Genomic DNA, 23,016 nt, shown 5'->3' on the forward strand with positions numbered 1-23,016 from the left:
TTTTTACGAAAGGAAGTCATGCTCATGTTGGATCGTATTAAAGAGTTCGCATCAGAGTTTTTCGTAACGGGCGACCCGCTTATTCTGGGCGCTCAGGTAAGTATCGGGCTCTCGATGATTGCTATGGTTTTCGTACTGACTTATTTCAGGAAATGGGGCTGGCTCTGGCGGGAGTGGTTAACAAGCGTTGACCATAAACGGATCGGAATCATGTACATCATTTGTTCCATCCTTATGCTTTTCCGCGGCGGCGTTGACGCGCTTTTGATGCGTGTACAGCTCGCAGTGCCAAATATGCAGTTTCTACAAGCCGATCACTATAACGCAATTTTCACAACGCATGGTGTTATTATGATTTTGTTCATGGCGATGCCGCTCATGTTCGGTTTATTTAATATCGTTGTTCCTCTACAAATTGGAGCGAGGGACGTTGCTTATCCTTTCTTGAACTCACTCAGTTTCTGGTTGTTCTTCTGGGGAGCGATGTTGTTCAACGTATCGTTCGTCATCGGTGGATCACCGGATGCAGGATGGCTTAGCTATCCGCCGCTTTCCGAGCTTTCCCACAGCCCGGGCGTCGGACAGAACTTCTATATTTGGGGGATTCAAATCTCAGGTATCGGTAGTTTGGCTACAGGGATTAACTTTATCGTAACGATTATCAAAATGCGTGCGCCAGGCATGACTCTGATGAAAATGCCGATGTTTACTTGGTCCGTATTTTCCAGCTGCGTCACCATTATCTTTGCTTTCCCAATTCTAACGGTAACTCTAGCGTTGTTGTTCCTGGATCGTTTCTTCGGCGCACATTTCTTCACCTTGGATGGCGGCGGAAATCCGATGATGTACATCAACTTGATTTGGATGTGGGGACATCCTGAGGTTTACATTGTTGTCCTTCCAGCTTTCGGGATTTTCTCGGAAATTGTTGCAACGTTCTCCAAGAAGAAATTGTTTGGTTACAAATCCATGGTTTTCGCTATGTTCATCATTAGCTTATTGTCCTTCTTCACATGGGCGCATCACTTCTTTACGATGGGCTCAGGCGCGGATGTAAATGCGTTCTTCGCACTTACGACGATGCTGATTGCGATTCCTACCGGGGTCAAAGTGTTTAACTGGTTATTCACCATGTTCAGAGGGAAAATTCGTTTCTCGACGCCGATGATGTGGACGATTGCGTTCATACCGTGTTTCGTCGTAGGGGGTATGACAGGGGTCCTGCTTTCTGTGGCACCTGCTGACTTCCAATTCCATAACAGTTACTTCCTGATCGCGCATTTCCATCAAGTTTTAATTGGCGGTGTAGCTTTCGGATACTTCGCAGGCTTGTACTACTGGTGGCCGAAAATGTTCGGCTTCAAACTCAACGAGCACTTAGGCAAATGGGCTTTCTGGCTGTGGAACATTGGCTTCTATGTTTGTTTCATGCCGCAATATTTCTTAGGCTTAGATGGTATGACTCGCCGTACGTATACGTACGACTTCGATATGGGCTGGGGACCGCTCAACTTGGTATCCACCATCGGCGGTTTCTTGATGGGGATCGGGTTCCTTTTCCAAGTATGGCAGATTGCGCACTCCATTAAGTTCAGAGAGCCGGATGTAACTGGAGATCCGTGGGATGGACGTACGCTTGAGTGGTCGATTCCTTCACCGGCGCCAATTTACAACTTTGCTGTGCTTCCACAAGTGTCTACGATCGATGCATGGTGGGAGACAAAGCAGAAGCAAGGTACCCAAGCTAAAGCAGCAGCAGCGGCACCAGTCGTTTATGAACCGATTCATATGCCAAAAAATTCAGCTATTCCATTCTTGAAGTCTGCATTTTGGTTCTTCGCAGGATTTGGTTTCGTATGGGATTGGATGTGGCTCACGATTCCAGCGCTGATCGGTGTCGGAATTTGTATGATAGCTCGTTCATTTACTTATGACACGGACTACTACATTCCGGTAGACGAAATTAAACGTACAGAAGCCGCATTGAAAGGAGCGAAAGTCTAATGGCACATGCAGCCGCGAACGGTGGGCAACACGCTCATGCACACGACCATGAACATGATCACGAATCGCTCAAGACCTTCGGATTCTGGATTTTTCTAATCACGGATGTCATTTTATTCGGATCTTTATTCGCCACATATATGGTTCTTCATCAGAATACAAATGGGGGACCTACACCGGAAGAGCTTTTCAAAATGCCGGGTATCATAGCTGAGACATTCATTTTGCTTACGAGCTCCTTCACTAGCGGTTTAGCGGTGTTAGGTATGAACAAGGGCAACATGAAGCAGTTGATCGGCTGGCTAATTGTTACCGTGATTCTAGGGGCTTCCTTCGTCGGGCTTGAGGTATCGGAATTCGTTACCATGGTGAATCACGAGGGAGCATCCATTAGTACAAGTGCTTTCTTGTCCGGTTTCTTTGCACTCGTAGGGACGCACGGGCTTCACGTTTCAGTGGGATTGATCTGGATGATCGGGTTAATCCTGCAGCTTAGACGCAGAGGCATTACAGCTGTGACCAAGCGCAAAGTGGAAATTATTTCTCTGTACTGGCATTTCCTTGATGTCGTTTGGATCTTTGTCTTCACAATCGTTTATTTGATGGGGGTGATGTAAGATGAGCGGGCACCAACACCATACAGGAACTCACGATAACCATGCACACGGGTCGTTAAAATCTTATATCATCGGCTTCGCGCTCTCCATCATCTTAACCATCATTCCGCTGGCTGTTGTTATGAACCACATGATGAGTAAGACTGGAGCACTGGTTTTGATTCTCATCATGGCTATTCTGCAATTTGCCGTACAATTGTTCTTCTTCATGCATGTGAAGGAAGGCGAGAATGCGCGTTGGAATATTATGACGCTGATTTTTGGTCTCATTATTCTCGTGACCATCGTTGGCGGTTCCATTTGGATCATGACCTACAACCAAGTGGCGCATTAATACAAAGGTTAAAAGGAAAAGACGCTCTAAACCGCAATCGCGCGGGAAGGGGCGTCTTTTTCCTATTAGGAGACTAGCATGATGACTTGTTATTGCGCTCTTTCATTTCACGTTTATCTTGTTGGGCGGCCTTGTCTCCAAATTGATCCAGGCGAGAAGGGCTGCCGGATGGTCCGTTGTTTTTCGGTTTGCTGTTTCTCCCACTCATCTTTATCACCTCCGAAATTCAGCTTTTGCTAAATCGGAAAGGTTCATGCTGGTGCATTCAGGAAGCAAGAAAAGGGTTGTTTTCATGCAGGTAACATGATACATTATGTATCAGAGATACTAAACGTATCAGTCATCTATTATGGACAAGCTAATTTATTGAACGGAGAGGAGCCGAATGATACGCCGTAACCAGCGATTTCGTAACCATCTCGATGACAATCTCATTCATTTGCGCAAGAACTTGTTCATTTCACCATCCGATCCTATGTACTATGAGAAGGTGATCCGGTATCTGGATGCTACTTCACCGGAAGCTCATTATAAGATCGGACAAAAGTTTCAAAGGAGAGGAAATTTTAAGCGAGCAATTTTTCATTACAAAGAAGTTCTTCGCACCTACCCATCGCCGTTCTATTCCGCCGCGAATCGAGCGATTCGCGACATCGAAGAGGAGAAGGCTGCACATGCGATGAACATGCAGCATGCGTTTCCGGAGGAAGCGAAGGGGATTTTGCCGCCTTTTATGAAAACGCTGCTCATCGTTCTACTCGTCCTTAATCTCTTGTTAATTGTTTTGTTTGCAGGGAGCAATCCGCTTTACAAAACCATTTCTACGATGAAGGTCTGGGGCGCTGGCAGCGACATCACTTACGAAACGGTTGACGCGCCTTTCGTGATGTATATCGCGCCTGAGACCGAGAACAAAGCGATTGAAACCGCCTTGCACAAACAAGCGCTGGAGCTGGCTAAGGAAATGCCGCAAACGAATATCCTGATTTACGGCGTTATTTCCCAGGATAACACGTCTCAGGGGAAAACCATGCTTCTCAGGGATGAGGAGCTGACGAAGAGTGCTGTGGTCGTTGCTGAGTACCATCCTGCAACAGATGAAGCCGTAAAAATTCGTTTCTTGAATACCGAATTTGGAAAGCACCAACCGCTTAGTGCGATTGGTGCTAATTTAGTTCGCACGGCGTTGACGGCATACACCAAAGATCATGGCGGCCCGCCAGCCCGTCTGGATGCACTGCTGCAGGATTTTCCGAACAACTATCTTAGCTTTATCCCTTTGGAAGCGACAACGGGCTCTAATGGCATTTCCGAGGCTTTCACGGGGGATGGGGGATGGGTTTATACACCGGATGCGGCAAACCCGTCGCAGATGTTCTATCCGAATTCTGCTGGTGTACAGGACATTCCTTACGAACCCGTTCATATTGAAATTAATAAAAAGGAACATCAACTTAAACTTGTTAGTGGAGATTATATTTTATGGGATAAAGAAATCGGTCTTGGCGCGAATGATCGCACTCCGCTAGGTCAATTCCTAGTGAAGGACCGCGTGCAAAATCCTCAGGGAAGCCGCACGCAAAGCTACGGGGAAGCCGGTTTGGGGTTGGGCGCAATTGCGCTTCACGGCACTTACGATGAAAGTTCCATCGGTTCGGACAAATCGCTGGGATGTGTGAGATTAACGAATGGGGACGTGCAGCAGCTCTTTCCATTTGTGCCTAAGGGCGCAGAAGTTCAGATCCAGGCATCAACATGGGCTGCGCCAAGCCATGAACAGCTGAAGAACATCAATCTGCTTATTCCTGCTTCGCGGCCGACCTTGGATGAATCGCCGGAAGACGTCATATTCCATTGGCTTGGGTAAGTATTTATGCCAAATTTAGTGCCATTACATAAAAAAGCAGCTGAAGCTATCCGATCGTTCCGGATGCCTCAACTGCTTATTTGATTACATTAAGTTTTCCGGATTCAGCTTCTCAAGCTCCGGTAGGACGAAACGTCCGTCTTTGCGAATCAGTACATCGTCAAAGTAAATTTCTCCGCCGCCGTACTCCGGACGCTGGATCAGAACCATATCCCAGTGAACGGAAGAGCGGTTCGTATTATCCGCAGTTTCATAGGCTTGGCCAGGTGTGAAATGGATGCTGCCGTCAATCTTCTCATCGAATAGAATGTCTTTCATCGGATGCTGAATATAAGGATTCACTCCGATAGCGAATTCACCGATATAACGAGCTCCGTCATCCGTATCCAGAATATCGTTTAATTTCTTGGTGTCATTGCTGGTCGCTTCCACAATACGCCCGTTTTCGAAACGAAGCACGATGTTCTCGAAGGAAGTGCCGGAGTAGATCGTTGGTGTATTGTAGCTGATTACACCGTTCACAGAGTCTTTCACTGGGGCTGTGTACACTTCGCCATCCGGAATATTTCTCAGCCCGGAGCAAGGGACTGCGCCAATATTTTTGATGGAGAAGGAGATGTCCGTGCCTTTGGCAACAAGACGGACTTTATCTGTCCGCTTCATCAATTCTACCAGCGATTCCATAGCTGTCGCCATTTTGCTGTAATCGAGGTTGCAAACATCAAAGTAGAAATTTTCGAATTCCTCGGTGCTTTTGCCGGCTAGCTGGGCCATTGAAGGATTCGGGTAGCGCATGACGCACCATTTGGTATTGTTAATGCGCTCGTCAAAGAGAGGACGTTGGAAATATTTCAAGTACAGGCGCATTTGCTCATCAGGCACGTCTGACGATTCTGTAATGTTGTCTCCGCTGCGAACGGCTACATAAGCATCCATCTTTTTCATGCGGGCAAGCTCGAAATCAGCCCATTCACTAAATTGTTCTTGAGTGCCTTTCATTTGCAAGCTTCTCATGACCATAGGATCACGCATTTCAATGAATGGCTTGCCGCCTACGGCATATACTTCTTCGATGAAGCATTTGGCGAGTTCGGGATCTTTGACGCCAATCATCTCAATCAGAATGCTCTCTCCAGGTTGAAGACTAACGGAATAGCGGATAATGTTGCGGGCAAATGTTTGAAGTCGCGGATCTCTCATGCTATAGGTCTCCCTTTAATTGAAAATTAGTACTTAGAAAGTATATCGCAATGGGAGCCTTAAAGCCAATTGAGCCCTCATTTCATAGAACTTTAAAGGGTATGCTACAATAGAGAATTGTGAAGTACAAGACTTGCTTGAGGAAATCAAACATCAAGAGGAGGACATGCATGGCAAGAGAGCAGATTAAAGTGCCTTTCGGGTATGAACCCCCTGCCCAGACGCACAAAGGGACAGTGTTTGTATTCGAAACATTCGAAGATTGGACGGAGTCCGACATGCAGGCTTTTACGGCATGGGCGGAAGAGAAGAAATTCGTCAGAGCCATCTTTTACCCACAGCATGAAGAAACGCTTCGTAGAATGGATATTACGAGCAGTATGCCCTATTATGCCCGAGTGAAGCATTTGGAAAGCCTTGTGAAACAAGTGAGCACCACGGTTCAAGTAGATGTGGACACATGGGAGGGAAAACGTAAGAAATATACCCCTATGGACACTTCCTTGCATTTTTTAACGGAGAAATCATCAGGTCCTTATTTTTTATGCCTAAGTGATCGCTATGCCAATTTGTTCGTTACGTATCCGTCCTTTAAGGAATGGATTAAGAACCTAAGACTATACATTCATGAGCAATTCCATGTCCCGCTCCATGGCAAGCTGCACGATTACGCTCAAAGATGGGAAACCGTTCGTTTTGGAAATGGCTCTTAAAGAGGGGCTGGCCCCCAAAAAATTAACCATATTAATTATGGTGATAATTGTAGCAGGTATGAGTCAAGGCATGCTTCTGCCGCTGCTAACGATTTTGCTGGATCGATCGGGGGTATCTACCGATGCCAATGGCCTGAATGCCGCTGCCCTGTATATCGGCATCTTCTCGACGATGTTCTTCATCGAAAAGCCGGTCAGGCGGTTTGGCTATAAGCCGGTCATTATGGTTGGGATGGGACTGGTCATCACGGCGAACTGCTTATTTCCTGCCTGGCAGCATATTGGATTCTGGTTTGTGCTTCGCTTAATGGTTGGAATAGGGGATAGCGCTCTTCATTATGCCACACAGCTATGGATTGTAACGTCCAGCCCCAAAGAGCATAGAGGACGCAATATCACGCTGTATGGAATGGCATATGGCATCGGATTCAGTTTAGGGCCTGTTGGGATTACACTTTTAAAAGTGGGGATTTGGGGGCCGTTTCTGACCACGAGCAGCTTTTTTCTTATTATTCTGCTGCTCATGACAAGGCTGAAAAATGAGCGTCCTGAAAGAGGCGAGCGCGTGGAAGCTGTACATAAACGTGCTTCTAAAGTGGCTGCCATTGCTTGGTTTCCGCTAATTACTTCGCTTCTATATGGGTATATGGAAGCTTCTATGAATAGCAACTTTCCGTTGTATGGTTTACGCATAGGTCTGTCAGAGGCTAACATCGGCATTTTACTGCCTGTCATGGGGGTAGGGGGCCTTATCATGCAGCTGCCGCTGGGCATATGGAGTGACCGCATCGGGCGGAAGAAAATCCTCATTTCATCTGGACTTATTGGCGCATTAGCCTTTCTTTGTATCCCATTTGCAGGCACGAAACTGTGGCTGATTGGCTTGTTATTTGCCATTGCCGGAGGCATGGTAGGCTCGTTTTTTTCGCTTGGACTAGCCTATGCGGCAGACATTTTACCCAGACATCTGCTTCCCACGGCCAACGTATTGGCGTCTATTCAATACAGTGTAGGGAGCATTGCGGGCCCTTTAATCGGAGGAATAGCTATTCGTTACTCGAATGTGGCCAGTATTTTTTATATGCTCAGCCTCATTTACGTCCTATTCGCACTTTCTGGGCTTAGGTTTCGCCGTGAAACTGCGGCATAAAGAAAGACACTCTTACCCGAGAATGGCGAGAGTGTCTTTTGCATGTTTTAACCTATTTCATAATCAGCTGCCTGATCCGTCATATAGCGTTCCGTCAGAATCGTCAGCATGGAGATGCCGATTTGGTTTTCTCCGCCTTCAGGAATAATAATGTCCGCATATTTCTTGGAAGGCTCGATGAAAGCATCATGCATCGGCTTCACTGTCGTCAAATACTGATCGAAGACCGATTGCAGCGTGCGCCCCCGTTCATTAATGTCCCGAGAAAGTCGGCGAAGGATACGCACATCCGGGTCTGTATCAACAAACACCTTGATATTCAATGCGCTGCGAAGATCTTCATCGGTTAATACATGAATGCCTTCTAGCAACACAATAGGCTTAACTTCAACGCGGATCGTTTCTTGCGAGCGCGCATGCTTCGAGAAATCATAAACGGGGATATTGACTGCGTTTCCGTTCTTCAATTCATTCAGATGCTTAAGCAGCAGCTCGTTCTCAAACGCGCGCGGGTGATCGTAGTTAATGCGCTCCCGTTCTTCAAAAGTAAGACCACTATGATGAAGATAGTAATTATCTTGTGAAATTAATGTCACGTTCGTGGATCCCAGCTTATTAATGATCGATCTGGCTACTGTAGTTTTTCCTGAACCGGTACCTCCGGCAATTCCGATAACGAGCATGAAATGTAGTGCCTCCCCAAATAACTTGAAAACCTTCCCCAGTAGTTTAACATATTGTTCATATAAAAAGAAAAAGTGATCGAATTTCGATCACCTTTTACATAGAACCGATGTTTACCTAATTTGCTTAGGGGTGTGAAATTTCACTTGATTGGCATCGACGTCCTGAGAAGCTTGGTTCAATTGTTCCAGCGTTTGCTGGATTTGCTGCCCGTACTGCTCATTATTGTAGGTTTGAAGCTGAGCCTGAGCATCTCTGACCTTGTGCTTGGCTTGCGTTAGAGCAGCTTGTGCGGATTGGATATCTTGAGGGTGAGCCTGCATGATGGCTCTTTGCAGTTTATACTCAGCATCTTGAGCCAGTCGTATGGCTTGATCTGCTGCGTCAATGGCGTGTTGGACCTGCATCGAAAACTCACGGGTGTCGGACATAGGGGAGAGCCTCCTAAGAATCGTGTTATTTTAAAATGAACAGTGACTTTACTACATTGCTCCAAAGCTGGGGAAATCATTCTTAATTCGGGAAATGAAATTATTTCCTGGGTAAGCGCAAAATGTGAGCGTTCTCATGATGATTCGACAAGAAAAGTCTGAAAATTAAGAATACATTGAATAGCGTTCAAATAAAGGGTTTTGTTTCCAAAATATAAGTGGACAAACCATATGAATATTCATAAGCTAAAGAGGATAGCTTTTTTTGACATGAATAGACAATTAACGATTAAATAGGGGATGAAAAGATGAGATTTTGTAAAAGTATTTGCTTGGCAGCTGCAATGGCCATCTTGATTTCCGGATGCGGGTCAGCCAAAACGAGTACAGCGCCGACAAATGCGTATACGCCAACGTTAGAAGTCAGCGCGGCTGTCAATGGCGATGCCGTAACGCTGCAGATGACGACGGACCTGAAGATTTCCAAGGAGCATTATGATCATCAACGGGTTGAAGGGGAAGGTCATATCCATATTTCCCTGGATAAAGGCGAGAAAATTGTCGTGACGGACAAGCAGAAAGTGCTGGATCATTTGAGCAAGGGGCCGCATGAGGTCAAAGTATCCTTACATAACAACGATCATACGCCTTATGACGTTAGCAAAACGATAACGTTCGACGTGAAATAGGAGCCTCTTGCATATGCCCATACTGCGAAAGAAGCTCAGTTTACAGAAACGAATCGTATTTCTAATTACATCGGTGACGGTCATTATGATTTCGACGATGATGGTGTTCGATACGAAGAGTTTAAATCAATCCATCAAAGAAGCTTATGTGAGCCAAATTAGCGGCATGACCATCGCCATCAACGGGCGTTACGAGGAATCCCGCTCGATTTCGGATGTGCAGCAAATTTTTGACTATATTCAATATAAAAACACGCGGGTTCTCGAAATGAAGCTGTACAGCAAAGACGGAGCTATATTGGCTGCTTCTGATCGCGAACAGGTCGGCAAGCGTATGGATTCGTCCAGCATTATTATCCCAAAGCAGGACAAAACGATCGTAGACCGGCTGCCGATGGCGAAAAACGAGAAGCCGGTTGTTCGGCTCATTGCGCCGCTGCAGGAAGATGGCATGGTTGTTGGAGCGGTGGAAGTTATTTTCGACTCTTCCGAGGAGTCTGTGCTGCTTAAGAAGCGCACGAAACTCATTTTAGCTGTAGGAATTAGCATTGCTATTATCTTATCCGTTTTGCTCTGGCTCATTTTACGCACAATTGTTATTCGACCTTTAAGCAAGCTTCGCGAAGCCGCTGTAATTGTCAAGCAGGGAGGGGAGCTTCCATTGCTGCAATTTCAGACTTCTCCCGAAATTACGGAAGTATCCGAGGCTTTTAATGATATGGTGAAAAATCTGGATGAACGCTATAAGGAGCTCCAACAGGCGCTGAACACGCTGCAAATTACGCAGGATCAGTTGGTTCAATCCGAGAAAATGGGAGCCTTAGGCAACCTTGTTGCGGGTGTCTCTCATGAGATTAATACACCCATTGGCATCGGAGTTACCGCGATTACCTATTTGGATCAGAAGACGAAGGATTTCCGGAGCTTGTACGAAACAGGTAAAATGAAAAAGTCTGATTTGGAGCAGTTTCTTTCCATAATTGGTGAAACGAACGCCATGGTCCAGACGAATTTGGAACGTGCCTCTTCGTTGGTTCGCAGCTTTAAACAAATTTCCGTTGATCAGAGCGTGGAAGTGAAGCGTACATTTCTTTTGAGGGAGTATCTAGAAGGAATCGTTGCCAGCTTAAAGCCATCACTGAAGAAAACGAGACTTCGTGTAGACATCTATTGTGATGACCGCCTTAATCTTTATACTTATCCCGGAGCTTTATCGCAAATTGTTACGAATTTAGTTATGAATTCATTGAATCATGCCTATGGGCCAGAGGATGAAGGCAGCCTGAGCATTCGTGTTACTGAACACCAAGATCATATTCGGATCGCTTATTCCGATGACGGGAAGGGAATGACGCAGGAGGTACTGGATCATATTTTTGACCCCTTCTTTACGACCAGCCGCGGGAAAGGAGGTACCGGCTTAGGCATGAATATCGTTTATAACCTTGTCACGCAATCGCTGAATGGCAACATCCAGTGCTTGAGTACGCTGGGACAAGGCAGTTTGTTTATGATCACGATTCCGTTAGAGGAGGAGTCAGAGCTATGACGAGACAGGATGGGTTAATGGACCTGGATGAACTTCTTTTTGCTGATGAGGAAGAGAACGTTCCCACTAATGATTTGGTGATGGAACAGGAACCATGGATTGTCTTAATTGTCGATGATGAAAAACAGATTCATCAAGTGACGAAGATGGTTTTGCAGGATTTTGAGTTTGATGGCAGGAAGTTGGAGTTTCATAGCGCTTTTTCCGCAGCAGAAGCCAAACAAGTCCTAGAGCAGCAGCCTAATGCAGCATTGGTTTTGCTCGATGTAGTTATGGAACAGGAAGATGCAGGGCTTCGAACTGTAAGATATATACGCGAGGAATTAAAAAATACAGCGATACGAATTATTTTGCGTACAGGCCAACCCGGTCAAGCTCCTGAGCGTACCGTCATTATGGATTATGACATTAATGATTACAAAGAGAAAACCGAGCTAACGACCCAAAAGCTGTTCACGACCGTCGTTACCGCGCTGCGCTCATATCGGGATTTGAAGACAATTGAGAAAAGCAGATCAGGCCTGGAGGAAATCATTAAATCTTCGGCAACGCTATTTGAGCTGCAATCTATGAAGAAGTTTGCCTCGGGCGTATTGATGCAAATGACCTCAATCGTTAACTTGCATAAAAATGCTATACATTGCAGCTTTGCCGTAACAAAAGGCGTCGAGGATATTTATATCTTGGCTGCGAGCGGCGACTATGCGTCCAATCAGGATGAAAGAGCGCGTGATGTCGTTCCCGAGCACGTTCTTGGTGAGATTGAGCTCGCTTTTCTAACGAAAAAAAGCTCATTCGCTTCCGACCGTTTTGTGATTTATTTTCAAAGCAAGATGGGTATGGAGAATGTCATTTATATGAATGGCTTCAAAGAGCTGAGCGAGTGGGAGCGGTATTTGATCGATATCTACTGCACGAACGTTTCCGTTGCTTTCGAGAATATCTATTTGAATGAAGAATTGGAAAGTACACAGCAAGAAATCATCTATACGATGGGTGAAATCACGGAAACAAGATCCCGGGAAACAGGACATCATGTGAAGCGAGTAGCGGAATATTCGCGTTTGCTGGCGATAAAATACGGATTGTCAGAACAGGAAGCAGAGGTTATTCGTCTAGCCTCACCGATGCATGATGTGGGGAAAGTCGGGATTCCGGATGCGATACTGAATAAGCCAGGCCCATTGACACAGGAAGAATTCGAAATTATGAAAACCCACTCGAACTTGGGTTATGAAATGCTGAAGCATTCGAACAAGCAAGTGTTGAACGCAGCGGCTATCATTGCTCAGCAGCATCATGAGCGATTCGATGGTTCAGGGTATCCGCATGGACTTCGCGGCGAGGATATTCACGTCTATGGGCGTATTACGGCGTTAGCCGATGTGTTTGACGCACTATGCAGTGATCGTGTTTATAAGAAAGCATGGGAGCTGGAGAAGGTGCTGGATTTATTGAAATCCGAACGCGGCCGTCATTTTGATCCCGTGGTTGTGGATCTTTTTCTGGAGCACTTGGATGAATTTCTGGTGATCAAGGAGCTCTACAGAGAACAACGTTAACGGCATTAAGGATCGAAAAAGCATAATAAGCCGTCAGCCTTCTCATACTAGGTGGGAGATGATGGAGGTGAAGGCAATGACCAAAGTGAATCGTCCTGATAAGAAAAATAATCAACAGAATGATGCTTCTTTGATGGAAGAAGCTCAGACGTTAAAGAAGCAGAATGCTGCTGAATTTCCACCTAGCTTAAACAACATTAACAAAACGAATTCATAGTTAAAGCGGTAAGGCTGTTCAAAAGGTCACGAAAGACCTGCGAGCAGCCTTTTCTTATAGGCATATGAAAATTTGGTCAAAAACGCGGATTATGTGGTGTGATTCCCGAATCCATATAAAAAAAGGGCTTGAACCTGCTTCTTTGTCACTCTTACGGAGACGGAGGAGCATTTATTTTAATTGACATTTCCTGTATGCTAATAAAGGGCTAGAGACAGAGAGAAAGAAGGTGTCACCATGGAAGGAATTGGACTCGTACTGGAAGGCGGAGGTATGAGAGGCGTATATACCGCGGGAGTCTTGGAATACTTTATGGAGCAAGATTGGTATTTTCCGTATGTGGTTGGTGTATCAGCGGGGGCCTGCAACGCGGTATCCTATATTTCGAAACAACCTGGTCGCAATAAGAAAGTGACCATTGACTATATTGGAGATCATCGCTATTTAAGTTATCGCAATTTATTGCGTCATAAAAGCATCTTTGGAATGGATTTCATCTTTAATGAACTGCCTAATCATTTAGTGCCGTTTGATTACGATGCATTCTATCGTTCCCCCCAGCAATTCGCTATTGGAACTACCGATGCGCACACAGGAGAACCGGTCTATTATACGAAGCATCAGCTCGACCAACAAACGATGCCGATCGTTCAAGCATCAAGTTCGCTGCCGTTTGTTGCGCAGCCCATCCATTATGAGGGACGCACCTTATTTGATGGGGGCTTGGTAGACCCTATCCCTGTGAGGAAGTCGGTCGCAGACGGGAACAAAAAACATATCATCGTATTAACCAAAGAGATGGGTTACCGCAAGACCCCTTTTAAACAGCGCTGGTTAGCTAAAAGCTTCTACCCGAAATATGATGGCTTGGTAGATGTGTTAGTTAATCGCAGTGAAATTTATAACGGCACGCTAGAGCTCGTTAGGCAAATGGAAGCGGATGGCAGCGCGATCGTCATTCGCCCATCGTCCAAAGTGCTGGTAGGTCGAATGGAGAAAAATCCTAAGAAACTCGAAGTTTTACATGAGTTGGGTTATCAGGATGCGAAGCGGCTAGGCTCTCAATTGAAAGACTGGCTTGTTAATTAATCGATGGATAAGAAGAAAAAGTAACCGAATGTTCATATGAACTGCGATTACTATGAAAAGGAATGGTGGTTTTTGTTTGCATTCATAGCGAACATGCGGTATGGTAATATCAAACCAATAAGAACCCACGGGAGCTTGAGTCGTCAGGCTGAGATTGTGACCGAAATGTCACTAACCGTTAATCTGATCTGGGTAATGCCAGCGTAGAGAATTCACACAAAATGTTTGTCTATTTATTAATTTTGTATGGGTTTATCATTTTTCTACCAATGGCGCTCCCGGATAACGGGAGCTTTTTCTTGTGGTTATATAGATATAAGGGAGAGGGAAACAAGAAATGAACTGGAAAAAAATTGCACCACTCATGCTCGTTAGCTTGACTGTCCTTGCAGCAGGTTGCGGGAATCAAGAGGCTAAACCAGCTAATCCGGCTAGCCCGGCTAATTCAACCAGCCCAGCCGCTTCGGCAAAACCGCTTACGGATGTAAAGGTTGTTCTGGATTGGACGCCGAACACCAATCATACGGGTCTGTATGTGGCGAAAGACCAAGGATTTTTTGAACAAGAAGGACTGAATGTTCAAATCATTGCGCCTGGCGACGCCGGAGCGGATGCGATGATTGCTTCGGGAGCGGCTGAATTCGGGGTCTCCTATCAAGAAAGCATCACGCAAGGTCGCATCCAAGGTGTACCCCTCGTTTCCATTGCAGCTGTTATTCAGCATAATACATCAGGATTTGCTTCACCTGTAGCGAAAAACATTAAAACGCCTAAGGATTTCGAAGGAAAAACATACGGTGGTTGGGGAGCTCCGTCTGAAAGCGCAATGATCGACTCGCTGATGCAATCCGAGAAAGCCGATCCAAGCAAAGTGAAAATCGTGAATATCGGTGATGCCGATTATTTCACAGCGGTCAAAAGAGATATCGACTTCGCATGGATTTATTATGCTTGGACAGGTGTGGATGCAGAGCTTCGCGGAGAGCCGATGAATATGATTTATTTGAACAAATATTCGGATAAACTGGACTACTATACTCCTGTATTAGCTACAAATGAAAAAATGATTAAAGAAAAGCCTGAGCTTGTTAAAGCGTTCACTGCCGCAGCAGCCAAGGGTTATCAATTCGCGATCAGCAAGCCTGAGGATGCCGCTAATATCTTGATCAAAGCCGTACCTGATTTGGATGCCAAACTCGTGATGGCCAGTCAAAAATGGCTTAGCCCTCGCTATCAGGATGATGCGCCGCGTTGGGGCGAACAAAAGCCTCAAGTATGGGAAAATTATGCGAACTGGATGTTGGAGCATAAGCTTTTGGAGAAAAATCTCGATGTTGATGCAGCGTTTACGAACAATTTCTTACCTGCTGTCACGAAATAATTTTATGACTCGGAAGGGGCATTTACGATGGCTAACGCACTTGTAAGTATTCAAATTATTCCCAAAACCAAAAACAATGAAGATGTGATCCCGTATGTGGATCGGGCGATTGAAGTCATCGCCAAGTCAGGTGTGAAATATTTCGTTTCTCCACTTGAGACGACGATGGAAGGGGAACTGGATCAGCTTATGCTGATCATCCAAGATATGAACGCAGCGATGATTGAGATGGGCAGCCCCAACGTTATCTCGCAAGTGAAAATCTATTTTAACCCGTCCGGCGCATCGATGGACAAACTGACGGAGAAATACAGATAATGAAAATGAAGAACGGATTGAAAGCAGGGTGGCCACCGATTGTTGTGGTCATCCTTCTCTTGCTTATTTGGCAGCTTGCGGTGACTTGGGGAGGAACGGCTAGCTGGCTGCTTCCAAGTCCGCTCAAGATCTGGCAGGACGGTACAACGGACATGCCTCGGGTATGGATGCACACATTTGCTACAGTTCGTTTAATGTTAATAGGGTTTATTGTTGGTGTAACAGGAGGTGTCATCGTAGCAAGCTGCTTGCATCGAGTGCCTTTTCTGAAAGCGGGATTTTATCCGCTCCTCATTCTTTCGCAAAACGTCCCGGTTATCGCGCTGGGACCGCTGCTAATTATTTTATTTGGTTTCGGCATTTTACCTAAAATTATTTTGATCGCATTAGTTTGTTTCTTTCCTGTCACCATGTCAACGCTTGACGGATTTATGCAGACGGACCGAAACATGTACAACTATATGCAAATGATTGGCGCCAGCAGGCGGCAGATTTTTTATAAATTAGAGCTGCCGCATGCCCTTCCGTTTCTGTTTACCGGGCTCAAAATTTCCGCTACATACAGCGTCATGGGAGCTGTTATTGCAGAGTGGCTGGGCGGCGGTGTCGGCCTGGGATATTATATGATTTTGCAGAAATCAGGTTTTCGTGCAGATCGCGAATTTGTCGCCATATTAATCATTGTTGTGCTTAGTTTGTTGTTCTTCTGGCTGATTGCCGGACTTGAAAAGCTCGTTGTTCGGTGGAACGCGAAACGGTCGTCTTAAGGAAGGGGAGAATGGAACTTGAGCAAATTAGAACTGAAAGGGATCCATCACACGTTCACTGGCAAAAAACAGCGGGTCCCCGTGCTTTCTGATATCTCGCTGCATGTCAAAGAGGGTGAATTCGTTTCCATCATCGGGCCATCCGGAAGCGGGAAAAGCACGCTGTTTCACATCATCGGAGGTCTCATCGCTCCTTCCGAAGGCGAGGTTTGGCTGGATGGCTCCAACGTGACTGGAGCCAAAGGGCTTATCAGCTATATGCCGCAGCAGTCGGCGTTATTCCCTTGGCGCTCTATTGAAGCGAATGTAGCGCTCGCGCAGGAGGTAGCAGGGGTATCGCGTGCTAATGCCTTGGACAAAGCAAGAGAATGGCTGCCTAAGGTTGGATTAGGTGGCTATGAGCACGAGCTGCCGCATGTGTTGTCAGGTGGTATGCAGCAGCGGGTTTCATTCCTGCGGGCACTTTTGAGCCCCCAAGAGGTCATGTGCCTCGATGAGCCGTTCGGCTCCTTGGATGCACTAACACGGCAAGCAATGCAGTCTTGGCTGCTAAATATATGGGAACAAAACAAACGGTCCATTCTGTTTGTAACACACAGCATTGAAGAGGCGATATTCCTCTCGGATCGCATTTATGTTCTCTCGAGCAAGCCTGCACAAGTACTCGAACAATTTGTTGTGCCATTTGAACGGCCACGACATGAAAAAGTGATGATGGACCCGAAATTTCACGAGCTCCGCCAACATATTCAGAGCCTATTGCGTCAGGAGATCCTAACATGAATAATAACAATGCCATTGATGCACATATACATCTTGATATGTATTCAGAAACAGAAGCTCAGAAGATCGTGTCGGAGCTGGATCAATCGCGAGTCGAGGCGCTGATTGCGGTATCCAGACACTTGACATCCTGTTTGGCAACGGAAAGGCTGAGCCTACAAGCGCCAAATCAGGTTTACCCGGCGTATGGCTTTCATCCTGAGCAAGAGATCCCACATGAGGCCGACCTCCAGGAGCTGTTAAAATGGATAAGCGAGCGCGCGAATACAATGGTCGCAGTGGGTGAGATTGGCTTGCCGTATTATAGGAGGCTCGAAGCTGAAGATAGGGGGGAACAACTTGATTACACCCCTTATGTTCAATTGCTGGAACGATTCTTGGAGCTGGCAGCAAAGTTAGATAAGCCTGTTGTCCTGCATGCGGTGTATGAAGATGCCGATGTTGTGTGCGATCTTCTTGAGAAGCATGGTGTTTCAAAGGCGCATTTTCATTGGTTTAAAGGCTCCCCCCAAACCGTTCAACGTATGATTCAAGCTGGATATTACATTTCCATCACGCCGGATGTACTCTATGAAGAAGAAATTCGTGAGCTCGTTCGAAATTATCCGCTTGAGCTACTTATGGTCGAAACAGACGGACCGTGGCCGTTCGAAGGAATCTTCGCAGGTCAGATGACACATCCGCAAATGATTCACAAAGTCATTGAGCAGATTTCGCTTCTGCATGCCGTGGAGTCAGACATCGTGGCGGAAACGGTCCTGCACAATACGAAACAATTTTACAACCTGCTTACCCTTGGTTAATTGAAACTGGACATCTGTTCGCATTGGTTCTATAATGAAAGAGAACAAGTGTTCGATATCTAGATGAGGTGAGTGTATAAAATGACGGTCAGATGCTCTTGGGTCAATGAGGATCCGTTATATGTCAATTACCATGATCATGAATGGGGAGTTCCGGTCCATGATGATCGCAAATTGTTTGAGATGCTGAATCTGGAAGGGGCACAAGCTGGATTAAGCTGGTATACCATATTGAAAAAACGGGAAGGTTATCGCGAAGCATTTGATGGATTTGATCCGGAAATCATCACACAGTATGATGACAAGAAACTGGCAGAGCTGCTGCTGCATCCCGGGATCGTGCGCAATCGATTGAAAATCGCAGCCGTAGTCCAGAATGCGAAAGCTTATCTGAAAGTGCAGCAAGAATTCGGGTCTTTCGACCAATATATATGGGGATTTGTAGGCGGTCAACCGATCATGAATCACTGGACGGACATGAGTCATGTGCCGGCGACATCGGAGATTTCAGATGCCATGAGCAAGGATTTGAAAAAACGTGGTTTCAAGTTCGTAGGTTCAACGATTTGCTACGCGTATATGCAAGCCGTTGGCATGGTGAACGATCATAATCAAAAGTGCTTTCGTTATCACGGTGTGAATTAAAAAGGAGAAGGCCATCGGTTAAGGATGAAAGTCCCTAGCAGATGGCCTTTTGTGTGCATTCACTCAGGCATATTGGAGTTGTTTCTCCATCAAATTATATTTAATTAAATAGATCCGCTTGCGCACGTAAAAATCATAAACGGCGCCAGTTAATTCTCTTGGCTTAATTCGGTTATTCGTGTCGTTGTCTATGATAATCACGGAGCCGTCGTCATAGAACTTGAACGTATAATCGGCATAGTGAGTATGTGCTTCATCCAGCATGGCGTCAATCTGTCCAGGGAGCAGATGGTCAGTGTCACACAATGCCTTGTGGTACCAATAATCTCTCTCAATAAACCGGAAATTGTGACTGGCGTTCATCATGTAACTACCTCCTCATCTAAATGGAACATTTGTTCTTGTTTTTATTATATCAAACAAATGTTCGCATTGGAAGAGGGGTCTATGAAAAACAGGAAATATTTTCATAGAAAAAACCCTTCAATCAGCTAGATTGAAGGGTAATTGTGGACATGATATGTTTGGTAATCGCTAAACCATGCATTCGGCCTGATTCAATGAAAATTTCGTTCGCATCATATTTGGAGGAAGCCACGACACCCGCGACATACAACCCCGGGATACTCGATTCCATCGTTTCGGGATTAACAATCGGAGCATTCGTTTCTTCGTGAAAACCGACGCCGAGCGAAGTCAGCAGCTCGCGATCAGGTCGAAAGCCGGTTAGGGCCAACACGAAGTCATTATCCAAGGTGACTCGCTCGCTTTCTTTTCGCACCAGGATGGAGTGTTCATCAATGTGTTCAACCTGGGAATCAAACCACATCTGGATTCTTCCTTTGTTCACCATGCTTTCAAAAATAGGGCGGACCCATGGTTTAATGTTAGCCGAGAAATCTTTTCCCCGATAAATAACCGTGACTTCAGCGCCTACTCGAAGTAAATCCATGGCGGCATCTACAGCGGAGTTGTTTCCGCCGATTATGGCCACCTTAGTACCCGAATAAGGATGCGCTTCTTTGTAATAGTGCGTCGTTTTCGGCAGATCCTCTCCAGGGATTCCAAGCATATTAGGATGATCAAAGTAACCGGTAGCTACAATAACTTTCTTAGCTGTATAGACTTTCTTTTTGCCAAATTGATCAGCGGTATGGACGCTAAATCCTGTCTCTATTGGTTCAATAGAAACAACTTCCTCATAGGAATTAATACGAAGCTGCTCTCTTCTGGCGACCTCTCTATAGTAAACCAGTGCTTCTTGGCGATATGGCTTTTCATGAGGGGTGGAGAAAGGGTAGCCGCCAATTTCGAGCAGCTCCGGTGTGCTGAAAAACTGTAAATACGTAGGATACAAATAGATTGCGTTCACGATGCAGCTTTTTTCTATCACTAAGGGGGAAAGCCCTTCACGCTGCAAAGCTACGGCGGCGGACAATCCGCAAGGCCCTGCCCCTACGACGATAACTTGTTCCAAAGTATGACAACCTCCTCTTAGCATTTCCCTCATCCTATAGTAGCGCAAGCTGAAGGGGATGCCAAGTTCGGGCAAGCAAAAATAGAGCAGAGAGCCGACCGATAAATTTCGGAAAGCAATCTGCCCTTCATTTACGCTGCCTGAATTACTTCTGATTCAATTGATGGCCCTCATCACTTTCGCTAATATCGTCTTTAGCTAAATTGACGGGGGTGATACTAGGTGCATTCTCTAACGTGTCATTCACGAACTCCATGTCCTGATTTTTTGCATTCATATTCGTTGTTCCTTTGTAGTTGCCGGTATGTTTTTTGTTTTCCATCGTTTGCCATCCTTTCTGCGTCAGATTAACGTTCAGCCTTAACGTGTACACTTGGGGACAATTTTATTCTCCATAATAAGGAAGGAGCGCGAAAAATCTCTTTAGAGACATGCATGAAAGCTGATCTTGAGGTTGTGTAGTTCACACCAACAAAATCCGCTATAATAAGTGAAGTTGGATAAAAAAGGAGACATGAGACGATGAATTCAAAGCGTATTAAACATATGGTTGTTTTTAATTTGCAAGTTGGCAAGGACACTCCCGAAGCGGAGCAGTTTCTCAAAGAAAGCGCACAAGAACTTGCGGCCATACCTGGGGTCGAGCAATTTGAAGTATTTCGTCAAGTGAGTGCCAAGACGGATTATGATTTCGGATTTTCAATGGTTTTTGCGGATCAAGCGGCCTATGACGCGTATAATGTTCATCCCGTACATACGAAATATGTTGCAGAGCGTTGGGTAAATGAAGTCAGCCGTTTTCAAGAAATTGATTTAACTGTATACGAATAAGGAGCTTCAAGATGAAACCATTCAAATTACCCAAGGAAGAGAAAGATATACTGATCAGCGACTTGCAGGAACATATGGAAAATGATCATGGTGTTACGATGGGCAATTTAGCGGCGGAGCAACTGTTAGACTATATGATCCAACAAGTGGCGGCACCTATTTATAATCAGGCGATTGAAGATGCCAGCAAGACGTTAATGGATAGAATGAGTGTCTTGGAAGACGATCTGTACGCGATGAAAATCTCCAAAAAAACGCGCAGATAGCTTGTGTCAGGTTGGTCTGAGGAGGAATAGAGCACGTTGAATAAGTCCGAAGAAATGTTTGATATCTATGATGAGAAAATGAATTGGCTTGGACAAGCGCCACGCTCCGAGGTTCATGCAAAAGGTTTATGGCATGCTACTTTTCAATGTTGGATTGTAAGTCTGGAAAGTGAAGAGCCTGCACTGTTGCTTCAGTTAAGACATCCAGATAAGGATTTATTTCCGAATCTGCTCGACATCTCCTGTGCAGGACATCTAGCAGCGGGGGAAACCGTTCAAGATGGCGCTCGCGAGATGAAGGAAGAGCTGGGGTTGACCGTGGACTTCAATGCACTGATACCGTGCGGACTTTTTGCTGAAGAGGATCTGATGTCCGAACATCTTATCGATCGTGAGTTTTGCCATGTTTTTATTTACCGCTGCGATCAATCTCTGGACAAATATGTTTTACAGGCAGATGAGGTAACCGGTTTATTTAAAGTGAGTGCAGCGGAGTTAGAGCGTTTGGTGCATGGAGAAATCGGACAATTAGAAGCAGCGGGCTATCGAACAGGACGAAACGGACAACTGGAGGAAACGAGTTTGCTTGTGTCTGTGAATGATTTGGTCCCACATCCAGCGGCTTATTATGATCTTGTTTTTCAAACGTTAAGGAAACATGACTTGTTTGCATGAAAAAGAACTTATTTCGATGAAATAGCGCCGGTGGAGAACTCCCCTTGCCGCTAAAAACTCAGCGTTACTGCGACGCTTGGCGGAGGGGGTAACCTCATACTAGCGAGCGATACATCCTTGAGGAACTACAGTCTGCTATTCTGGCGAGTTCAGCCCGTTTCCGCGTTTAAGTGGAACTACAGGGCGTTATTTAACCGCCAAATCCTGTTTTGTTTATGTAAACGGATAAATAGAGGACCACAGTTCCCCTAAGCGCAAAAAAGAGCCTGTTTCAATGAAATAGCGCCCTGTAGTTCCCCTTGTTCTGCCAGGGAGGAACCGCTCAAGCAATAGCAGCAAATTCATGGGGTGGAGTGCTAAGCTTCGCTTACGCCTGAACCCCAAATAGATAAAAGAACCGGTCGGTTAAGCCGACCGGTTCTCCAAAACAATTTAAACGAAGTATTTATTCGCTATGTAGGAGTAAACGATATAACCTGCGATGGAGAGTCCGAAACAAACGATTCCAAGCGCGATTTTACGTTTAAACAAAAGCAAGAATCCGGCGCTAAAAGCCGATCCTATAATTAGCATTGCTACAAATGTGAGTATTCCCATCGATCTTTATCTCCCTACCCTTTGTTTACGTAATCACGTACCATGTCCTCGGTTACATAAGAACGTAGAGGAGAAATACCTTCTTTGGCGTGGGCGATGATCTGAGCCGTAACCGCATTGATTGCATCAACGGTAAATGGCTGTCCGCTTTTGCACAGTGCTACTGCTGCATCAATCGCACTCTCGCGCTGCGCGTCCAGTTCTGCAAAACGCACGAGGTGCAGATGCTGAGCATTCGAATGTTTGGTTATCGCTTCGTGTACATTCATCTTCAAGTTCTCCTTTTCGTGACCAGATATTCCTTCAGTATACACGATTGAGTGGGTCAGGAACAGTTTTTACAAGCCGAATTCCGAATAATAATCGA

At 45.6% G+C, this 23,016-nt stretch carries 29 protein-coding genes; 20 read left to right on the forward strand and 9 right to left on the reverse strand.

The genetic code is table 11. From position 1 onward, the window contains the following. Positions 1-24 precede the first annotated feature (24 nt). From RQP52_RS04410 to cyoD, 3 genes are read left to right on the forward strand one after another with little or no spacing between them, the layout of a single operon-like run. Positions 25-2,004, forward strand: a complete 1,980-nt coding sequence (locus tag RQP52_RS04410) for a cbb3-type cytochrome c oxidase subunit I (protein WP_315949696.1) — start codon at positions 25-27, stop codon at positions 2,002-2,004. Beyond that, entirely contained in the window at positions 2,004-2,621 is a 618-nt protein-coding gene (gene cyoC, locus RQP52_RS04415) for a cytochrome o ubiquinol oxidase subunit III (protein ID WP_315949697.1), read from the forward strand. Before RQP52_RS04410 ends, cyoC begins: the two co-directional genes overlap by 1 nt. Position 2,622: 1 nt before the next feature. Then, positions 2,623-2,955 carry a cytochrome o ubiquinol oxidase subunit IV gene (cyoD, locus tag RQP52_RS04420; RefSeq protein WP_315949699.1) on the forward strand — a complete coding sequence of 111 codons (333 nt, stop codon included), beginning with the start codon at positions 2,623-2,625 and terminating at the stop codon, positions 2,953-2,955. Between the two features lie 73 nt (positions 2,956-3,028). Here the strand turns inward: cyoD and RQP52_RS04425 are convergent, their stop codons facing one another. Continuing rightward, complete coding sequence (locus RQP52_RS04425) at positions 3,029-3,163, reverse strand: hypothetical protein (RefSeq protein WP_258567612.1); 135 nt, start codon at positions 3,161-3,163, stop codon at positions 3,029-3,031. A gap of 177 nt (positions 3,164-3,340) precedes the next feature. On the opposite strand from RQP52_RS04425, the gene RQP52_RS04430 reads away from it, so the two are divergent. Continuing rightward, positions 3,341-4,822 carry a L,D-transpeptidase family protein gene (locus RQP52_RS04430; RefSeq protein WP_315949700.1) on the forward strand — a complete coding sequence of 494 codons (1,482 nt, stop codon included), beginning with the start codon at positions 3,341-3,343 and terminating at the stop codon, positions 4,820-4,822. A gap of 84 nt (positions 4,823-4,906) precedes the next feature. Here RQP52_RS04430 and RQP52_RS04435 read toward each other — a convergent pair whose 3' ends face one another. Further along, the gene (locus RQP52_RS04435) at positions 4,907-6,022 is read right to left on the reverse strand and encodes an aminopeptidase (protein WP_315949701.1); all 1,116 of its coding nucleotides are present in this window, start codon (positions 6,020-6,022) and stop codon (positions 4,907-4,909) included. Positions 6,023-6,192: 170 nt separating this feature from the next. Between RQP52_RS04435 and RQP52_RS04440 the strand changes: the two genes are divergently transcribed. Both RQP52_RS04440 and RQP52_RS04445 read left to right on the forward strand, forming a co-directional pair. After that, a complete protein-coding gene (locus RQP52_RS04440; protein WP_315949703.1) occupies positions 6,193-6,735 on the forward strand; it encodes a hypothetical protein in 543 nt (180 codons plus the stop codon). After that, the gene (locus RQP52_RS04445) at positions 6,650-7,885 is read left to right on the forward strand and encodes an MFS transporter (protein WP_315949704.1); all 1,236 of its coding nucleotides are present in this window, start codon (positions 6,650-6,652) and stop codon (positions 7,883-7,885) included. Before RQP52_RS04440 ends, RQP52_RS04445 begins: the two co-directional genes overlap by 86 nt. Before the next feature lie 47 nt (positions 7,886-7,932). Here the strand turns inward: RQP52_RS04445 and udk are convergent, their stop codons facing one another. Next, a complete protein-coding gene (gene udk, locus RQP52_RS04450; protein WP_127456463.1) occupies positions 7,933-8,568 on the reverse strand; it encodes a uridine kinase in 636 nt (211 codons plus the stop codon). A 114-nt stretch (positions 8,569-8,682) separates the two neighbouring features. Continuing rightward, entirely contained in the window at positions 8,683-9,000 is a 318-nt protein-coding gene (locus RQP52_RS04455; RefSeq protein WP_315949705.1) for a hypothetical protein, read from the reverse strand. A 308-nt stretch (positions 9,001-9,308) separates the two neighbouring features. Between RQP52_RS04455 and RQP52_RS04460 the strand changes: the two genes are divergently transcribed. From RQP52_RS04460 to RQP52_RS04510, 11 genes are all read left to right on the forward strand, one after another. Further along, positions 9,309-9,689, forward strand: coding sequence for a hypothetical protein (locus tag RQP52_RS04460; RefSeq protein WP_315949706.1), 381 nt, complete (start codon positions 9,309-9,311; stop codon positions 9,687-9,689). Positions 9,690-9,702: 13 nt separating this feature from the next. Further along, positions 9,703-11,238 carry a sensor histidine kinase gene (locus RQP52_RS04465; protein WP_315949707.1) on the forward strand — a complete coding sequence of 512 codons (1,536 nt, stop codon included), beginning with the start codon at positions 9,703-9,705 and terminating at the stop codon, positions 11,236-11,238. After that, positions 11,235-12,800, forward strand: coding sequence for a DUF3369 domain-containing protein (locus RQP52_RS04470; RefSeq protein WP_315949708.1), 1,566 nt, complete (start codon positions 11,235-11,237; stop codon positions 12,798-12,800). Before RQP52_RS04465 ends, RQP52_RS04470 begins: the two co-directional genes overlap by 4 nt. A 61-nt stretch (positions 12,801-12,861) precedes the next feature. Next, entirely contained in the window at positions 12,862-13,017 is a 156-nt protein-coding gene (locus tag RQP52_RS04475; protein ID WP_315949709.1) for a hypothetical protein, read from the forward strand. Between the two features lie 237 nt (positions 13,018-13,254). Continuing rightward, positions 13,255-14,106 (forward strand): patatin-like phospholipase family protein, encoded by an 852-nt coding sequence (locus RQP52_RS04480; RefSeq protein ID WP_315949710.1) that lies wholly within the window; start codon positions 13,255-13,257, stop codon positions 14,104-14,106. Positions 14,107-14,443: 337 nt separating this feature from the next. Next, on the forward strand, positions 14,444-15,487 hold the full coding sequence (locus tag RQP52_RS04485; RefSeq protein ID WP_315949711.1) for an ABC transporter substrate-binding protein: 1,044 nt from the start codon (positions 14,444-14,446) through the stop codon (positions 15,485-15,487). 27 nt (positions 15,488-15,514) lie between these two features. Next, entirely contained in the window at positions 15,515-15,805 is a 291-nt protein-coding gene (locus tag RQP52_RS04490; protein ID WP_167054316.1) for a thiamine-binding protein, read from the forward strand. Next, positions 15,805-16,572, forward strand: coding sequence for an ABC transporter permease (locus RQP52_RS04495; RefSeq protein WP_315949712.1), 768 nt, complete (start codon positions 15,805-15,807; stop codon positions 16,570-16,572). The genes RQP52_RS04490 and RQP52_RS04495 overlap by 1 nt, the downstream gene beginning before the upstream one ends. Positions 16,573-16,590: 18 nt before the next feature. Further along, positions 16,591-17,355: an ABC transporter ATP-binding protein gene (locus tag RQP52_RS04500; protein WP_315949713.1), complete on the forward strand. Its 765-nt coding sequence runs from the start codon at positions 16,591-16,593 to the stop codon at positions 17,353-17,355. Then, positions 17,352-18,158, forward strand: coding sequence for a TatD family hydrolase (locus tag RQP52_RS04505; RefSeq protein ID WP_315949714.1), 807 nt, complete (start codon positions 17,352-17,354; stop codon positions 18,156-18,158). The genes RQP52_RS04500 and RQP52_RS04505 overlap by 4 nt, the downstream gene beginning before the upstream one ends. 81 nt (positions 18,159-18,239) lie before the next feature. Further along, entirely contained in the window at positions 18,240-18,803 is a 564-nt protein-coding gene (locus RQP52_RS04510) for a DNA-3-methyladenine glycosylase I (RefSeq protein WP_315949715.1), read from the forward strand. A gap of 63 nt (positions 18,804-18,866) precedes the next feature. On the opposite strand, the gene RQP52_RS04515 is transcribed toward RQP52_RS04510, so the two are convergent. The 3 genes from RQP52_RS04515 to RQP52_RS04525 form a co-directional block, all read right to left on the reverse strand. After that, positions 18,867-19,169 (reverse strand): hypothetical protein, encoded by a 303-nt coding sequence (locus RQP52_RS04515; protein ID WP_315949716.1) that lies wholly within the window; start codon positions 19,167-19,169, stop codon positions 18,867-18,869. 121 nt (positions 19,170-19,290) lie between these two features. Beyond that, positions 19,291-20,280, reverse strand: a complete 990-nt coding sequence (locus RQP52_RS04520; protein ID WP_315949717.1) for a YpdA family putative bacillithiol disulfide reductase — start codon at positions 20,278-20,280, stop codon at positions 19,291-19,293. 145 nt (positions 20,281-20,425) lie between these two features. Then, the gene (locus RQP52_RS04525) at positions 20,426-20,602 is read right to left on the reverse strand and encodes a hypothetical protein (protein ID WP_164819703.1); all 177 of its coding nucleotides are present in this window, start codon (positions 20,600-20,602) and stop codon (positions 20,426-20,428) included. Between the two features lie 200 nt (positions 20,603-20,802). Here RQP52_RS04525 and RQP52_RS04530 point away from each other — a divergent pair, with 200 nt between their 5' ends. From RQP52_RS04530 to RQP52_RS04540, 3 genes are read left to right on the forward strand one after another with little or no spacing between them, the layout of a single operon-like run. Beyond that, positions 20,803-21,111 (forward strand): Dabb family protein, encoded by a 309-nt coding sequence (locus RQP52_RS04530; protein WP_315949718.1) that lies wholly within the window; start codon positions 20,803-20,805, stop codon positions 21,109-21,111. 11 nt (positions 21,112-21,122) lie between these two features. After that, a complete protein-coding gene (locus RQP52_RS04535; protein ID WP_315949719.1) occupies positions 21,123-21,377 on the forward strand; it encodes a DUF2164 domain-containing protein in 255 nt (84 codons plus the stop codon). A 36-nt stretch (positions 21,378-21,413) separates the two neighbouring features. Beyond that, on the forward strand, positions 21,414-22,052 hold the full coding sequence (locus RQP52_RS04540) for an NUDIX hydrolase (protein WP_315949720.1): 639 nt from the start codon (positions 21,414-21,416) through the stop codon (positions 22,050-22,052). Between the two features lie 432 nt (positions 22,053-22,484). On the opposite strand, the gene RQP52_RS04545 is transcribed toward RQP52_RS04540, so the two are convergent. Both RQP52_RS04545 and RQP52_RS04550 read right to left on the reverse strand, forming a co-directional pair. Then, the gene (locus tag RQP52_RS04545) at positions 22,485-22,649 is read right to left on the reverse strand and encodes a hypothetical protein (protein ID WP_315949721.1); all 165 of its coding nucleotides are present in this window, start codon (positions 22,647-22,649) and stop codon (positions 22,485-22,487) included. Positions 22,650-22,663: 14 nt separating this feature from the next. Continuing rightward, positions 22,664-22,918: a YpbS family protein gene (locus tag RQP52_RS04550; RefSeq protein WP_315949722.1), complete on the reverse strand. Its 255-nt coding sequence runs from the start codon at positions 22,916-22,918 to the stop codon at positions 22,664-22,666. Positions 22,919-23,016 lie beyond the last annotated feature (98 nt).

Source organism: Paenibacillus violae (assembly GCF_032461945.1).
Classification (GTDB): domain Bacteria; phylum Bacillota; class Bacilli; order Paenibacillales; family NBRC-103111; genus Paenibacillus_E; species Paenibacillus_E violae.

What these genes read in the sequence shown, in the direction of transcription:
- RQP52_RS04410 (WP_315949696.1), top strand. Translation starts at nt 25, where the DNA reads ATGTTGGATCGTATTAAAGAGTTCGCATCAGAGTTTTTCGTAACGGGC.
- cyoC (WP_315949697.1), top strand. Translation starts at nt 2,004, where the DNA reads ATGGCACATGCAGCCGCGAACGGTGGGCAACACGCTCATGCACACGAC.
- cyoD (WP_315949699.1), top strand. Translation starts at nt 2,623, where the DNA reads ATGAGCGGGCACCAACACCATACAGGAACTCACGATAACCATGCACAC.
- RQP52_RS04425 (WP_258567612.1), bottom strand. Translation starts at nt 3,163, where the DNA reads ATGAGTGGGAGAAACAGCAAACCGAAAAACAACGGACCATCCGGCAGC.
- RQP52_RS04430 (WP_315949700.1), top strand. Translation starts at nt 3,341, where the DNA reads ATGATACGCCGTAACCAGCGATTTCGTAACCATCTCGATGACAATCTC.
- RQP52_RS04435 (WP_315949701.1), bottom strand. Translation starts at nt 6,022, where the DNA reads ATGAGAGATCCGCGACTTCAAACATTTGCCCGCAACATTATCCGCTAT.
- RQP52_RS04440 (WP_315949703.1), top strand. Translation starts at nt 6,193, where the DNA reads ATGGCAAGAGAGCAGATTAAAGTGCCTTTCGGGTATGAACCCCCTGCC.
- RQP52_RS04445 (WP_315949704.1), top strand. Translation starts at nt 6,650, where the DNA reads ATGAGCAATTCCATGTCCCGCTCCATGGCAAGCTGCACGATTACGCTC.
- udk (WP_127456463.1), bottom strand. Translation starts at nt 8,568, where the DNA reads ATGCTCGTTATCGGAATTGCCGGAGGTACCGGTTCAGGAAAAACTACA.
- RQP52_RS04455 (WP_315949705.1), bottom strand. Translation starts at nt 9,000, where the DNA reads ATGTCCGACACCCGTGAGTTTTCGATGCAGGTCCAACACGCCATTGAC.
- RQP52_RS04460 (WP_315949706.1), top strand. Translation starts at nt 9,309, where the DNA reads ATGAGATTTTGTAAAAGTATTTGCTTGGCAGCTGCAATGGCCATCTTG.
- RQP52_RS04465 (WP_315949707.1), top strand. Translation starts at nt 9,703, where the DNA reads ATGCCCATACTGCGAAAGAAGCTCAGTTTACAGAAACGAATCGTATTT.
- RQP52_RS04470 (WP_315949708.1), top strand. Translation starts at nt 11,235, where the DNA reads ATGACGAGACAGGATGGGTTAATGGACCTGGATGAACTTCTTTTTGCT.
- RQP52_RS04475 (WP_315949709.1), top strand. Translation starts at nt 12,862, where the DNA reads ATGGAGGTGAAGGCAATGACCAAAGTGAATCGTCCTGATAAGAAAAAT.
- RQP52_RS04480 (WP_315949710.1), top strand. Translation starts at nt 13,255, where the DNA reads ATGGAAGGAATTGGACTCGTACTGGAAGGCGGAGGTATGAGAGGCGTA.
- RQP52_RS04485 (WP_315949711.1), top strand. Translation starts at nt 14,444, where the DNA reads ATGAACTGGAAAAAAATTGCACCACTCATGCTCGTTAGCTTGACTGTC.
- RQP52_RS04490 (WP_167054316.1), top strand. Translation starts at nt 15,515, where the DNA reads ATGGCTAACGCACTTGTAAGTATTCAAATTATTCCCAAAACCAAAAAC.
- RQP52_RS04495 (WP_315949712.1), top strand. Translation starts at nt 15,805, where the DNA reads ATGAAAATGAAGAACGGATTGAAAGCAGGGTGGCCACCGATTGTTGTG.
- RQP52_RS04505 (WP_315949714.1), top strand. Translation starts at nt 17,352, where the DNA reads ATGAATAATAACAATGCCATTGATGCACATATACATCTTGATATGTAT.
- RQP52_RS04510 (WP_315949715.1), top strand. Translation starts at nt 18,240, where the DNA reads ATGACGGTCAGATGCTCTTGGGTCAATGAGGATCCGTTATATGTCAAT.
- RQP52_RS04515 (WP_315949716.1), bottom strand. Translation starts at nt 19,169, where the DNA reads ATGATGAACGCCAGTCACAATTTCCGGTTTATTGAGAGAGATTATTGG.
- RQP52_RS04525 (WP_164819703.1), bottom strand. Translation starts at nt 20,602, where the DNA reads ATGGAAAACAAAAAACATACCGGCAACTACAAAGGAACAACGAATATG.
- RQP52_RS04530 (WP_315949718.1), top strand. Translation starts at nt 20,803, where the DNA reads ATGAATTCAAAGCGTATTAAACATATGGTTGTTTTTAATTTGCAAGTT.
- RQP52_RS04535 (WP_315949719.1), top strand. Translation starts at nt 21,123, where the DNA reads ATGAAACCATTCAAATTACCCAAGGAAGAGAAAGATATACTGATCAGC.
- RQP52_RS04545 (WP_315949721.1), bottom strand. Translation starts at nt 22,649, where the DNA reads ATGGGAATACTCACATTTGTAGCAATGCTAATTATAGGATCGGCTTTT.
- RQP52_RS04550 (WP_315949722.1), bottom strand. Translation starts at nt 22,918, where the DNA reads ATGAATGTACACGAAGCGATAACCAAACATTCGAATGCTCAGCATCTG.